Below are 11,952 nucleotides of genomic sequence, written 5' to 3'. Positions count from 1 at the left end.
TGTGTGGCTCAGTACGCGCTGTCGACGTTGTCGATCGAGCCGTACTTGTCCGCGGCGTAGTTGGCGGCGGCGGTGATGTTGGCGACCGGGTCGTACTGGTCGTGCTTGGTGCCCTTGACGTGGTAGAAGTCGAAGGTCGGCTTGATGACCTGCAGCAGACCCTTCGAGGGGATGCCGTTGATCGCGTTGATGTCCCAGTTGTTGATGGCACGGGGGTTACCGCTGGACTCGCGGATGATGTTGCGGTGCAGGCCCTCGTACGTACCGGGGATGTTCTTCTTGTCCATGATGGCGAGAGCCTCACGGATCCAGCCGTCCAGGTTGTTCGCGTAGACCGGCTTGCGGTCGGCGGCGCGGCTGGCCTTCTTCTTGGCGGCGCGCTTCTTCGCGTCGGCCTTGGCCTCGGCGACGGCCTTGGCCTTCGCCTCCGCCTTCTTGGCGGCCTTCTTCTTGGCGGCGGCTTCCTTGGCCTTCGCCTCGTCGGCGGCCTTGACCAGCTGCTGGGCCGTGGCGTTCTGCTCTATGGAGCCGGCCTGGACGTTGGTCTTCGCCTGCGAGCCGGTGTAGGCGACCGGCGCGGCGGCCGAGGCGGCCTGCGGCTCGGTCGTGGCCGAGGCGTCGTTGGGGACGAGGGAGAAGGCGACGGCGGCGGCGGCCAGGGTCGAGACCCCCGCGACGGAGAGCTTCTGCGTCTTGTTGAGACGACGGCTACGGCTGGAGATGCGGGACACGGACATACAGTCGTACCTCTTCGAACTAGGGGGTCCTCGGCGAGGACGCGGACGGAAGCGCCGGGGCGCATCTCCGTCGGGGACAACCCAATTCTTAGCGCCAGCAAAATGGCCTGGCAAAGGTGTGACGTACGAAGCTGGATAGTGGACAGGGGTCTTGTTCATTCCTGCTTGTCCGGTTTGAACCCGCGTAAGTTGCCCGTTTTGAGTCGACTATCCGTCTTCGTAAGTGACGTGGGCCCTATGCCTGGGCTCACACGGGGAGCCCTTCGCGTTCACAAATAGTTGCTCTTGTAATGCAGAGTGTGAGGGGATTCCGGGCGCTCGGGGGGCAGGAAACGGGCGCCCGGACCCCCGAACCCGCCCCGATGGGGACGGGACCCGGCGCCCGGCCCGGCCGCAGCCCGCGCGAGCCCCCGCGGCCTAGGTCCGAGGGCGTACGCCGGGGCCGCCCGCAGCCCGATCCGGCGGGGTCACCCCGCCGGTACGGTGAGCCCATGAGCCACCGCCCGCCGTCCGGCCTCGCCGCTGTGAGTGCCGCGCTGCTCGCCATGAGCAGGCACCTGGAGATGAGGGACGTCCTCAAGACGATCGTCGCCTCGGCCCGCGAACTGCTCGACGCCGAGTACGCGGCGCTCGGGGTGCCGGACGACCACGGGGGCTTCGCCCAGTTCGTCGTCGACGGGGTCAGCGACGAACAGTGGAAGGCCATCGGCCCCCTTCCGCGCCAGCACGGCATCCTCGCGGCGATGCTCCACGAGGCGAAGCCCCAGCGGCTCGCCGACGTACGGAAGGACCCCCGGTTCGAGGGATGGCCCGAGGCCCACCCCGACATGTCCGACTTCCTGGGGCTGCCCGTCCAGGACGGCGACGAGACCATCGGCGCGCTCTTCCTCGCCAACAAGCGCTGCCCCCGGCCGGCGGGCGGCTGCGGTTTCACGGAGGAGGACGAGGAACTCCTCGGGATCCTGGCCCAGCACGCGGCGATCGCCCTCACCAACGCCAGGCTCTACGAGCGCAGCCGTGAGCTCACGATCGCCGAGGAGCGCTCCCGCCTCGCCCACGAGCTGCACGACGCCGTCAGCCAGAAGCTCTTCTCGCTCCGGCTCACGGCCCAGGCCGCCGCGGCCCTCGTCGACCGCGACCCGGCCCGGGCCAAGGGAGAGCTCCAGCAGGTCGCCGACCTGGCCGGGGAGGCCGTCGACGAGCTGCGTGCCGCCGTCGTCGAACTGCGCCCCGCCGCTCTGGACGAGGACGGCCTCGTGGCCACGCTCCGCACCCAGATCCAGGTCCTGGACCGCGCCCACAGCGCCCGGGTCACCTTCGAGAGCGCCGGGGTTCGCGCCCTGCCCGCCGCCCAGGAGGAGGCGATGCTCCGGGTCGCCCAGGAGGCCCTGCACAACGCCCTGCGCCACTCGGGCGCCGGGCTGGTCACCGTCACGCTCGGCCGGCACGCCTCGGCCACGGTGCTGCGGATCGCCGACGACGGCCGCGGGTTCGACACCCATGGGGTGCGGAGCGCGGGCCGCCACCTGGGTCTCGTCTCCATGCGGCACCGTGCTGACAGCGTCGGGGGCCGGCTCACCGTGACTTCGGAGCCCGGCATGGGAACCACGATCGGGATGGAGGTGCCCGGTGCCTGACAAGGTCATCAAGGTGCTGCTGGTCGACGACCACCAGGTGGTCCGCAGGGGACTGCGGACCTTTCTGGAGGTCCAGGACGACATAGAGGTCGTCGGGGAGGCGTCGGACGGGGCCGAGGGTGTCGCCAGGGCGGAGGAGCTGCGGCCCGACATCGTCCTGATGGACATCAAGATGCCGGGCACGGACGGCATCGAGGCGCTGCGCCGGCTCAGGGAGCTGGAGAACCCGGCCCGGGTGCTGATCGTCACCAGCTTCACCGAGCAGCGCACGGTCGTGCCCGCCCTGCGGGCGGGAGCGTCGGGCTATGTGTACAAGGACGTGGATCCCGACGCCCTCGCCGGAGCGATCCGCTCGGTCCACGCGGGCCACGTCCTGCTCCAGCCGGAGGTCGCCGGGGCGCTCCTGGCCCAGGACGACACGGGCAACGGCACGGGGCGGGGGAGCACCCTGACCGAGCGGGAGCGCGAAGTGCTCGGGCTGATCGCCGACGGCCGCTCCAACCGTGAGATCGCCCGGGCGCTCGTCCTGTCGGAGAAGACGGTCAAGACGCACGTCTCGAACATCCTGATGAAGCTCGATCTCTCGGACCGGACCCAGGCCGCGCTGTGGGCGGTCCGGAACGGAGCGGCGGGCTGACGGGGGCGCCGTTGATCGGACAAGCTGATGGTTCCGCTTCCGGTCTGAGATTCATACTGTCGGGTGGATGTCACCCGTACGGCGCATCCTCAGAGGCGGGGCGGCGTTCTCCATGCGTGCTGCGGCGGTCGGCCGCAGCGACGCGAGGAGGATCCTGAAGTGAAGAACCTGAAGAAGGCCGCAGCCGTCACCATGATCGCGGGCGGGCTCATCGCCGCCGGTGCCGGAGCCGCCTCCGCCACGGGACACGGCCACGGGGGCGCCGCCGCCCAGGGCCAGGCCGTCGGTTCCCCGGGCGTCGCCTCGGGCAACCTCGCCCAGGTCCCGGTGCACGTCCCGGTGAATGTGGTCGGCAACACGGTCAACGTGATCGGCCTGCTCAACCCGGCCTTCGGCAACCTGGGCCTGAACGCCTGAACGCCTGAACGCCTGAACGCCTGAACGCCTGACGGCTGAGCGGCTGACCGGCGCCCCGCACCTCCCCGCCGGGACGGCCCGGCCGAGGCCGCCCGGCGGAAGGGGGACGCGACGCGCTACCGGCCCCGCTCCTCCACGTACGCGTTGTACGCCGCGACCTGCGCCCGCCGGGCCACCCGCTCCACCGGCCGCAGCGCCTCGCCCCGGGCCGCGATCTCGGAAGCGCTCACCGCACCCCCGTGCCCGGTCTCATGGGCCACCGACACCAGCAGCCCCACCCGCTGGGCCAGCTCCAGCACCCGGACCGCCCGGGGCGGATACCCGGGGGCCAGCACCTCACGCCCCCGCTCCGCCCGCGCCCGGTAGGCGTCCACCGCGGCCTCCGCGACCGGCCCCGAGCCGGCGACGTCCAGCCGGGACAGCACCGCGGTCGCGTCCCGCAGCGCCTCGGCCAGCTCCCGCTCCGCCTCACCCAGCGACGGCACGTCGGCCGGCGGCGCCTCCCTCACCGGCAGGCAGCGCCACACCACCTCGACGTGCAGGTCCCCGGCGGGCCCCACCTCGGTCACCTCCGGGACGAGCCCGTACGGAGCCCCGGACGTGACCACCGCCTCCTCCGCCTCGAGAGCGCGGGCGTTGAAGTCCGGCGGGCCACTGAGCCCCAGCGGATGGCCGGGAACCGGCAGCGCCACCCGGAAGCCGGCCGCCCCCAGCCCCCTCAGCCGGCCGAGCGCCAGCGTGAGCCCGACGGGCCCCGCCTCACCCGGCAGCCCCTCGACGCGGTGCACCGCGTCCTCGCCGACGATCGCGAGCGCGGCGTCGTCCGGCGACACAAGTCCGGCCAAAAGCGCGTTTCCCCATGCGGCGAGCCGCCCTGAGCGTGGTTCCGAAAGCATGGGAACAGCCTAGGGAACGGCCCCAGGACCTGAGCACTCCCCGGGTGGCGTAGGTTTTCCCTGGGAGCTGTGCCCACAGGCACGCGACGATCTCGACACTGTATGGGGAGACAACGCGCCATGAGCGATGTACTGGAGCTGGTGGACGTATCCGTGGTCCGCGACGGACGCGCTCTGGTGGACGACGTCTCCTGGTCGGTCAAGGAGGGGGAGCGCTGGGTCATCCTCGGCCCGAACGGCGCGGGCAAGACCACCCTCCTCAACATCGCCTCCAGCTACCTCTTCCCCAGCACCGGCACGGCGAAGATCCTCGGCGAGCAGCTCGGCGGAGTCGGCACCGACGTCTTCGAGCTCCGCCCCCGCATCGGCATCGCCGGTGTGGCCATGGCCGAAAAGCTGCCCAGGCGCCAGACCGTCCTGCAGACGGTGCTCACCGCCGCGTACGGCATGACCGCCACCTGGCACGAGGACTACGAGGCCGTCGACGAGGAGCGCGCCCGCGCCTTCCTCGACCGCCTCGGCATGACCGACTACCTCGACCGCAAGTTCGGCACGCTCTCCGAGGGCGAGCGCAAGCGCACCCTCATCGCCCGCGCCATGATGACCGACCCCGAGCTGCTCCTCCTGGACGAGCCGGCCGCCGGGCTCGACCTGGGCGGGCGCGAGGACCTGGTCCGCCGTCTCGGCAGGCTGGCCCGCGACCCGTACGCCCCGTCCATGGTCATGGTCACCCACCACGTCGAGGAGATCGCGCCCGGCTTCACCCACGTCCTGATGATCCGTCAGGGCAAGGTGCTCGCCGCCGGCCCCATGGAGACCGAGCTCAGCTCCCGGAACCTCTCCCTCTGCTTCGGCCTCCCCCTCGTCGTCGAGCACCACGGCGACCGCTACACGGCCCGCGGCCTGCCCCTCGGCCAGTAGGCGCACCACAGCCAACCTCCCCTGCGCCCTGTCGGGGAGGGCATCCGCGGTCCTACGATGACCAGGTGGACATCGACGCGTGGGTGTGGTGGCTGATCGGCGCGGTGGGACTGGGTATTCCCCTCGTCCTGACCGCGATGCCCGAATTCGGGATGTTCGCCGTCGGAGCGGTGGCGGCTGCCGTCGTCGCGGCCCTCGGCGGGGGCGTCGTCGCCCAAGTCCTGGTCTTCGTCCTGGTATCGGTGGCCCTGATCGCGGTCGTCCGCCCGATCGCGGCCCGGCACCGGGCGAGCCAGGCCGGATCCGCCACCGGCATCGACGCACTGAAAGGCCGTCAGGCCGTCGTCCTGGAACGGGTGGACGGCAGCGGCGGGCGCATCAAGCTCGCCGGCGAGGTCTGGTCCGCACGCTCACTCGACGCCGACCAGGTCTTCGAACCCGGCCTCCAGGTGGACGTCGTGGACATCGACGGTGCAACGGCCGTCGTCATGTAGCGAACCGGTCACACGGCAGGCCCCGGTCTGCCAAACTCGAAGTCGATCATCATGAGAATGCGACCGTCGTGAGAACGCGACCGTCATGACCGTTCGACCTCGATCACCGCGATCCGTCGGCAACCGAAGGGCACGAGGCACACGATGCAACCGATCATCATCGTCCTGATCATTCTGGTGGTGCTCGTCTTCATCGCCCTGATCAAGACGATCCAGGTCATCCCGCAGGCCAGTGCCGCCATCGTGGAGCGCTTCGGCCGCTACACCCGCACGCTCAACGCCGGGCTGAACATCGTCGTCCCGTTCATCGACTCGATCCGCAACAGGATCGACCTCCGCGAACAGGTCGTCCCCTTCCCGCCGCAGCCGGTGATCACCCAGGACAACCTCGTCGTCAACATCGACACCGTCATCTACTACCAGGTGACCGACGCCCGCGCCGCCACCTACGAAGTCGCCAGCTACATCCAGGCGATCGAGCAGCTCACCGTCACCACGCTGCGCAACATCATCGGCGGCATGGACCTCGAACGGACCCTGACCTCCCGCGAGGAGATCAACGCGGCGCTCCGCGGAGTCCTCGACGAGGCCACCGGCAAGTGGGGCATCCGCGTCAACCGCGTCGAGCTCAAGGCCATCGAACCGCCCACCTCCATCCAGGACTCGATGGAGAAGCAGATGCGCGCCGACCGCGACAAGCGCGCCGCCATCCTCACCGCCGAGGGCATCAGGCAGTCGGCGATCCTCACCGCCGAGGGCGAGAAGCAGTCCGCGATCCTGCGCGCCGAGGGTGAGGCCAAGGCGTCCGCCCTCCGCGCCGAGGGCGAGGCCCAGGCCATCCGTACGGTCTTCGAGTCCATCCATGCCGGAGACCCGGACCAGAAGCTCCTCTCGTACCAGTACCTCCAGATGCTCCCCAAGATCGCCGAGGGCGACGCCAACAAGCTCTGGATCGTGCCCAGCGAGATCGGTGACGCCCTCAAGGGCCTCAGCGGCGCGTTCGGCAACCTCGGCAGCGGTGCCCCCGGCTTCAACACCGGCCCGGAACGCCGGGAGCAGCCCCCGGTCGAATGACCGGGAAACCCCTTCGTGCATGATCAGTGAGGCCCCTCGACCTTGATGGCGGGGAGGCGTCACTGACCATCGAAGGAGATGGCCTTGTCCATCTGGGAGATTCTCGCGGTCTTCGCGGCCGGCATCGGCGCCGGCACGATCAACACCATCGTCGGATCAGGGACGTTGATCACCTTTCCCGTCCTGCTCGCGACCGGTCTGCCACCGGTCACCGCGACCGTGTCCAACGCCCTCGGCCTGATCCCCGGTTCGATCAGCGGGGCCATCGGCTACCGGAAGGAACTGGCCGGCCAGCGCCGCCGGATCCTCAGACTGAGTGCCGGCGCCCTGATCGGCGGGCTCACCGGGGCGACCCTCCTGCTGGCCCTGCCCTCGACGGCGTTCGAGACGATCGTCCCCGTCCTGGTGGCCCTCGCGCTCGTCCTGGTCATCCTGCAACCCCGCATCAGCAGAGCGGTCCAGCACCGGCGTGAGCGCACGGGAACCCCCGCACGCGCCGACGGCGGACCGCTCCTCTTCGTCGGCCTCATGCTCGCCAGCGTCTACGGCGGCTACTTCACGGCGGCTCAGGGGATCATCTACCTCTCCCTCATGGGCATGCTGCTCGACGACACGATGCAGCGCCTCAACGCCGTCAAGAACGTCCTGGCCGCCGTCGTCAACAGCGTCGCCGCGCTCTTCTTCCTCTTCGTCGCCGACTTCGACTGGACCGCCGTCGTGCTGATCGCGGTGGGCTCCGCGATCGGAGGGCAGATAGGTGCGAAGGTCGGCCGCCGGCTCAGCCCGCGCCTGCTGCGTGCGCTCATCGTCGTCGTCGGCACCGCGGCGATCGTCCAACTGCTGCTGCGCTGACGGACGGGAGCCCGTCCTCTGCGAGGAGACGAGGGGACGGGCTCCGCATATGTGTGTGGGCGGCGGTCACGCCGCCGAGCGCGCCAGCCACTCCGGCAGCGCCGACCGGTCGGAGGCGCCGAGCGCGAACAGCATCGCGTCCGCCGGCGAAGGGACGAACGGCTGGCGCAGCAGGGGCATGCCCGCCTGCTCCGGTGTCCGGGCGGCCTTGCGGTGGTTGTCCTCCGCGCACGAGGCCACGGTGTTCAGCCAGGTGTCCTGGCCCCCCTGGGCGCGCGGAACGACGTGGTCCACGGTGCTCGCCCGCCGCCCGCAGTACGCGCACCGGTGCTGGTCCCGTATGAGCACACCGCGTCTGGACCACGGAGCGTGTCTTCGGAACGGCACCCGCACGTACCGGCAGAGCCTGATCACCTGGGGCACCGGGAGATCGACGGCGGCACCACGCATGCGGAGCCCGGGATGCGACTGCTCGACGACGGCCTTGTCCTGGAGGATCAGCACCACCGCGCGGTTGAGCGTCACAGTCGACAGCGGCTCGAAGCTCGCGTTCAGTACAAGTGTGTCCCGCATCCTGCCCACCTCCCGTGTGCCGCCCGTCAGTCGGCGGGCCCGGATCAACTCTGTCCGGGAGAGCCGTGATGGACAACGCAATAAAAAGTGCCCTGCCCTGATCTCTCCAAGACCAGGGCAGGGCAAACAGGAGGCGAACGTTCAGCTTGCGGGAGCGGTGTACTCCCCGATCAGCTGGCCCCGCCCCAGTGTGTGGAACCGAAGGTTGAAGCCGACCACCGCGGGCGAGGCGTCACTGTCCGGCCCGAGCTTCTCGGTGTCCACCGCGTAGACGGTGAAGACGTAGCGGTGGTTCTCACCGGCGGGCGGTGCGGCACCCCCGAACTCCTTCGACCCGTAGTCGTTGCGGGCCTGGACGGCACCCTCGGGCAGTCCTTCGAACGCCCCGCTCCCCGCGCCGGCGGGGAGCTCCGTCACCGAGGCGGGGATGTCGAACAGCACCCAGTGCCAGAACCCGCTGCCCGTCGGGGCGTCCGGGTCGAAGCAGGTCACGGCGAAACTCTTCGTCCCTGCCGGGAAGCCCTCCCACCGAAGCTGCGGCGAGGTGTTCCCCGCATCGAGCACCTGGGCGTCCGCGAGCACGGCGCCCGGGGCGAGATCCTCGCTCACCACGGTGAACGGGGGGACCTCCGGATGGAAGTCGTGCGGCAGCGGCGCCCTCTTCGGTCCGGTCACGTCAGCACCTCTCCTGATCGGCTGTGCGGTCTCTACCCCACCGACCCTAGGCGGTCTCAGAGCCAGTTGCGCTGGCCGCCGACCTGGGCGAGCCACTGGTTGAGGTACGCGGCCCAGTCCGTGCCCTGGAAGTCGTTGAGACCCACCTTGAAGGCACGGTAGGAGTCGCTGCCCTCGCTGAAGAGACCCGGCTTCTTGTCCATCTCCAGGACGACGTCCATCTCGCGGTCGTCCGCGATGAACGTCAGCTCCACCTGGTTCAGCCCCCGGTACTGCTGCGGCGGGACGAACTCGATCTCCTGGTAGAACGGCAGACGCTGACGGGTGGCACGGATGTGCCCGCGCTCCATGTCCGCACTGCGGAAGCCGAAGCCCAGCTGCCCGAAGGCGTCGAGGATGGCCTGCTGCGCGGGCAGCGGGTGCACGTTGATCGGGTCCAGATCACCGGAGTCCAGGGCCCGGGCGATCTCCAGCTCCGTCGTCACCCCGATGTTCATGCCGCGCAGCTGCTGCCCCGCGAACATGGTGATCGGCGTCTCCCACGGAATCTCCAGGCCGAACGGCACGACGTGCACGGCGCCGGCCTGCACCTCGAAGGCACCGCCGAGGCGCAGCTTGGCGAACTCGATGTCCTGCTTGGTCTCCTGGTCCCCGCCCTCGACCTCGACCCGGGCCTGCAGGCCGACCGAGAGACCCTCGATCTGCTGGGCCACGGACCCGCCCTGGATCCGTACCTCGCCCTGGACGACCCCGCCGGGAACGACGTTGAGTTCAGTCAGTTCGGTCTCGACCGAAGCACCGCCGGCACCCATGCTCGCGAGCAGTCGCTTGAAGCCCATGTTTTCCTCCTTGGTCCACCCGTACATACGCGCCACGACCGTAGCCGGTTCCCGCGGCGGCCGTCCCCGGGGGCAGCGAGCAGTGCGACGCACGTCGCGGAAGCGCGTCCGGGAGGAGAGGAGCTCAGCCGGGCCTTGACCACCTTCATGGTGAGGTGCGATTCGAGGCGGTGCAGGGCCCGCAGGCCGCTCAGCCTCTCCATGAGGGAGGCCTCGTAGGCGGCGTGGTCGGCCACGGCGACCCGGAGGAAGTAGTGCAAGGACTCGGCCTCCGTGGGCCTGGGGATGGTCCGCCGGGAGTGGCCTTCGGGGCACTCGCCGTCCAGTCGGGGCTGGACCGGTGGTGGGCCGGCCTGTCCGCCGCCCTCATCTACGGCGGCTCCTCCTACGCCGTCGCCGCGATCCTTGTGACCGCAGGCGTCACCTGGGCCTTGCGCGCCCTGCCCCTCGCGGCTCCGGCCCCGCTCCGGGCCAGCACCACCGTGCAGTACCTCAGCACCCGTATGCCCGCCGGCGTCACGCTGATCCTGGTGGTCCACTGCCTCCGCGACCTGCCCCTCACGGAACCGCGGGCCCTCGCCACTCTCGCCGCTCTCGGCGTCCCCGTCGGCCTGCACCTGTGGCGCCGCCACGTACTTCTGAGCATCCTCGGCAGCACCGCGACACACGCCGTCCTGGCGAGCACGGTCCTCGCCCGCTGACTCCGGAGCGGCACTTCTCCCCAGTACGCTCGGACGCCATGAACAAGGGCATGGACAGAACGCTGCGCCTGACGGAAGCGGACGCGTACGCGGGTGAGGCCGACCCCGGCTCCGACCCGGTCCGCGGCCGGGCCGCCCACGGCGGCGTGATGTCCGGAGCACATGGACACGCATACGTCGCCTTCATGTACTGCCTGGCGAGGCGGTCGGCATGAACATCGGTCTCCTCGCCCGTCCTGCCGAAGAAGTCGCCCCCGAGCTGCTCGGGACCGTGCTCACCTGCAGGACCCCGGAGGGAACCGTGAGCATCGCCATCACGGAGACCGAGGCGTACTCCGGTGCAGCCGACCCGGCTTCCCACGCCTACCGGGGCCGGACGCCTCGCAACACGGTCATGTTCGGACCCGCGGGACACCTGTACGTCTACCGGTCCCACGGTCTGCACTGGTGCGCCAACGTCGTCACCGGGACGGACGGCCTCGCCTCGGCCGTCCTCGTCCGCGCGGGCAGGGTCGTCGAGGGGGAGGACCTGGCACGCGAGCGACGAGGGGAGGGGGTCGAGGGCGCCCGGCTCGCCCGAGGTCCGGGGAACTTCTGCCGGGCACTCGGCATCACGGGAGAGCACAACGGCGCAGACCTCATGAAGGGTCCCTCGGTCGTGCTGTCGGGGGGAGAGCCCGCAGCGGCCGCTCTCATCCAGGTCGGTCCTCGGGTAGGCGTGAGCAAGGCTCACGACTGGCAGCACCGGTTCTACCTCGCCGGTGATCCGACGGTCTCGGCCTACCGGCTCAGTCCGAGAGCCAGACCGACCGCCTGAGCCTGAGCCGCCGTGCACCTCGCTCGCGGCCTGTCGACGGGGTGAACGTGGTGCGGAGCGGCGATTCTCGGCCCGGGACGACAGAGAACGGGCCAAAGAGCCGGCCCACCCCGGGACCGCCCCGCGACCCACCCGGACGTCGACCGTAGCTGCACGGTGCCGACGTGATCGTGGGTACGGTGCGCCCCCTGCCCGTCCTCCACGGCAGTCCGCCGCCGCCCCACCAGGTACGCAGCCGACCGTGCACCGGCGACAGCCCGTACCGGCCGTGCGGGTTCAGGTGCGACGCCGACGTCACGGCCGGCCCGCACAAGGCGATGCGCCACGCCGCCGCGCGACTTGACTCGCCCCGGCCGCTTCCCTAATGTAGTCCGAGCCGCTTGAACGGATGCAGTTGTTCGCGACACGGTCCATCGGACCGGGTCGAAGCATCGTGAGAGGGCCAACCACTACCTACGATTCACCCCTGGCGGGTCAATTTCGGCATGCCGGAATTCCGTCAAGCGGCTCGATTATGAGCTGCTGAGGAAATCGACTAACGTAGTGAACACGCCGAAAGGCAAAGGCCCTCCGCAGGCCGCTGGATATCAGATTCGGACCGGAAACGGAACGGAAAAGAGTCTGGTAAAGTCGGACTCGCCGGAAAGGGAAACGCGAAAGCGAAGAACTGGAAAGCGAAACA

The 11,952-nt window shown here is 70.0% G+C and carries 15 protein-coding genes; 10 read left to right on the top strand and 5 right to left on the bottom strand.

Annotation, left to right across the window (positions count from 1 at the left end):
- Positions 1–8: 8 nt before the first annotated feature.
- Positions 9–737: a transglycosylase SLT domain-containing protein gene (locus tag ACFC51_RS10590; protein ID WP_376375641.1), complete on the bottom strand. Its 729-nt coding sequence runs from the start codon at positions 735–737 to the stop codon at positions 9–11.
- A gap of 491 nt (positions 738–1,228) precedes the next feature.
- Between ACFC51_RS10590 and ACFC51_RS10585 the strand changes: the two genes are divergently transcribed.
- The 3 genes from ACFC51_RS10585 to ACFC51_RS10575 all read left to right on the top strand — a co-directional run bounded on the left by ACFC51_RS10585 (position 1,229) and on the right by ACFC51_RS10575 (position 3,428).
- On the top strand, positions 1,229–2,374 hold the full coding sequence (locus ACFC51_RS10585; RefSeq protein ID WP_376375644.1) for a GAF domain-containing sensor histidine kinase: 1,146 nt from the start codon (positions 1,229–1,231) through the stop codon (positions 2,372–2,374).
- Positions 2,367–3,011, top strand: a complete 645-nt coding sequence (locus ACFC51_RS10580; protein WP_376375646.1) for a response regulator — start codon at positions 2,367–2,369, stop codon at positions 3,009–3,011. Before ACFC51_RS10585 ends, ACFC51_RS10580 begins: the two co-directional genes overlap by 8 nt.
- 159 nt (positions 3,012–3,170) lie before the next feature.
- Positions 3,171–3,428, top strand: coding sequence for a chaplin family protein (locus ACFC51_RS10575; RefSeq protein ID WP_376528043.1), 258 nt, complete (start codon positions 3,171–3,173; stop codon positions 3,426–3,428).
- Positions 3,429–3,544: 116 nt separating this feature from the next.
- Here the strand turns inward: ACFC51_RS10575 and ACFC51_RS10570 are convergent, their stop codons facing one another.
- Positions 3,545–4,324 carry a hypothetical protein gene (locus ACFC51_RS10570; RefSeq protein WP_376528040.1) on the bottom strand — a complete coding sequence of 260 codons (780 nt, stop codon included), beginning with the start codon at positions 4,322–4,324 and terminating at the stop codon, positions 3,545–3,547.
- Between the two features lie 120 nt (positions 4,325–4,444).
- Between ACFC51_RS10570 and ACFC51_RS10565 the strand changes: the two genes are divergently transcribed.
- The 4 genes from ACFC51_RS10565 to ACFC51_RS10550 all read left to right on the top strand — a co-directional run bounded on the left by ACFC51_RS10565 (position 4,445) and on the right by ACFC51_RS10550 (position 7,665).
- Positions 4,445–5,245 (top strand): ABC transporter ATP-binding protein, encoded by an 801-nt coding sequence (locus ACFC51_RS10565; protein WP_376375655.1) that lies wholly within the window; start codon positions 4,445–4,447, stop codon positions 5,243–5,245.
- Between the two features lie 65 nt (positions 5,246–5,310).
- On the top strand, positions 5,311–5,739 hold the full coding sequence (locus ACFC51_RS10560; RefSeq protein WP_376375658.1) for an NfeD family protein: 429 nt from the start codon (positions 5,311–5,313) through the stop codon (positions 5,737–5,739).
- Positions 5,740–5,883: 144 nt separating this feature from the next.
- Positions 5,884–6,813: an SPFH domain-containing protein gene (locus ACFC51_RS10555; RefSeq protein ID WP_376375661.1), complete on the top strand. Its 930-nt coding sequence runs from the start codon at positions 5,884–5,886 to the stop codon at positions 6,811–6,813.
- 78 nt (positions 6,814–6,891) lie between these two features.
- The gene (locus ACFC51_RS10550) at positions 6,892–7,665 is read left to right on the top strand and encodes a sulfite exporter TauE/SafE family protein (protein ID WP_376375664.1); all 774 of its coding nucleotides are present in this window, start codon (positions 6,892–6,894) and stop codon (positions 7,663–7,665) included.
- A 66-nt stretch (positions 7,666–7,731) separates the two neighbouring features.
- Here ACFC51_RS10550 and ACFC51_RS10545 read toward each other — a convergent pair whose 3' ends face one another.
- From ACFC51_RS10545 to ACFC51_RS10535, 3 genes are all read right to left on the bottom strand, one after another.
- Positions 7,732–8,238 carry an HNH endonuclease gene (locus ACFC51_RS10545; RefSeq protein WP_376375666.1) on the bottom strand — a complete coding sequence of 169 codons (507 nt, stop codon included), beginning with the start codon at positions 8,236–8,238 and terminating at the stop codon, positions 7,732–7,734.
- 141 nt (positions 8,239–8,379) lie between these two features.
- Positions 8,380–8,913 (bottom strand): YbhB/YbcL family Raf kinase inhibitor-like protein, encoded by a 534-nt coding sequence (locus ACFC51_RS10540; protein WP_376528037.1) that lies wholly within the window; start codon positions 8,911–8,913, stop codon positions 8,380–8,382.
- Positions 8,914–8,969: 56 nt separating this feature from the next.
- A complete protein-coding gene (locus ACFC51_RS10535; protein ID WP_376375672.1) occupies positions 8,970–9,752 on the bottom strand; it encodes a sporulation protein in 783 nt (260 codons plus the stop codon).
- A 368-nt stretch (positions 9,753–10,120) separates the two neighbouring features.
- On the opposite strand from ACFC51_RS10535, the gene ACFC51_RS10530 reads away from it, so the two are divergent.
- Genes ACFC51_RS10530 through ACFC51_RS10520 form a run of 3 tightly spaced genes read left to right on the top strand, consistent with a single transcriptional unit; the run spans position 10,121 to position 11,270 of the window.
- Entirely contained in the window at positions 10,121–10,453 is a 333-nt protein-coding gene (locus ACFC51_RS10530) for a branched-chain amino acid transporter permease (RefSeq protein ID WP_376528639.1), read from the top strand.
- 38 nt (positions 10,454–10,491) lie between these two features.
- Positions 10,492–10,668 (top strand): DNA-3-methyladenine glycosylase, encoded by a 177-nt coding sequence (locus ACFC51_RS10525; protein WP_376375680.1) that lies wholly within the window; start codon positions 10,492–10,494, stop codon positions 10,666–10,668.
- The gene (locus ACFC51_RS10520) at positions 10,665–11,270 is read left to right on the top strand and encodes a DNA-3-methyladenine glycosylase (RefSeq protein WP_376375683.1); all 606 of its coding nucleotides are present in this window, start codon (positions 10,665–10,667) and stop codon (positions 11,268–11,270) included. Before ACFC51_RS10525 ends, ACFC51_RS10520 begins: the two co-directional genes overlap by 4 nt.
- The last annotated feature ends 682 nt before the right edge of the window (positions 11,271–11,952 follow it).

Source organism: Streptomyces sp. NPDC055962 (genome assembly GCF_042270185.1).
GTDB lineage: Bacteria > Actinomycetota > Actinomycetes > Streptomycetales > Streptomycetaceae > Streptomyces.
Note: the sequence above shows the minus strand (reverse complement) of the source record. Positions and strands in the feature narration are given on the sequence as shown.

Excerpts from the sequence above, each read along its gene's own strand:
- ACFC51_RS10590 (WP_376375641.1), bottom strand. The coding sequence starts at position 737 with ATGTCCGTGTCCCGCATCTCCAGCCGTAGCCGTCGTCTCAACAAGACG.
- ACFC51_RS10585 (WP_376375644.1), top strand. The coding sequence starts at position 1,229 with ATGAGCCACCGCCCGCCGTCCGGCCTCGCCGCTGTGAGTGCCGCGCTG.
- ACFC51_RS10570 (WP_376528040.1), bottom strand. The coding sequence starts at position 4,324 with ATGCTTTCGGAACCACGCTCAGGGCGGCTCGCCGCATGGGGAAACGCG.
- ACFC51_RS10565 (WP_376375655.1), top strand. The coding sequence starts at position 4,445 with ATGAGCGATGTACTGGAGCTGGTGGACGTATCCGTGGTCCGCGACGGA.
- ACFC51_RS10555 (WP_376375661.1), top strand. The coding sequence starts at position 5,884 with ATGCAACCGATCATCATCGTCCTGATCATTCTGGTGGTGCTCGTCTTC.
- ACFC51_RS10550 (WP_376375664.1), top strand. The coding sequence starts at position 6,892 with ATGGCCTTGTCCATCTGGGAGATTCTCGCGGTCTTCGCGGCCGGCATC.
- ACFC51_RS10545 (WP_376375666.1), bottom strand. The coding sequence starts at position 8,238 with ATGCGGGACACACTTGTACTGAACGCGAGCTTCGAGCCGCTGTCGACT.
- ACFC51_RS10535 (WP_376375672.1), bottom strand. The coding sequence starts at position 9,752 with ATGGGCTTCAAGCGACTGCTCGCGAGCATGGGTGCCGGCGGTGCTTCG.
- ACFC51_RS10525 (WP_376375680.1), top strand. The coding sequence starts at position 10,492 with ATGAACAAGGGCATGGACAGAACGCTGCGCCTGACGGAAGCGGACGCG.
- ACFC51_RS10520 (WP_376375683.1), top strand. The coding sequence starts at position 10,665 with ATGAACATCGGTCTCCTCGCCCGTCCTGCCGAAGAAGTCGCCCCCGAG.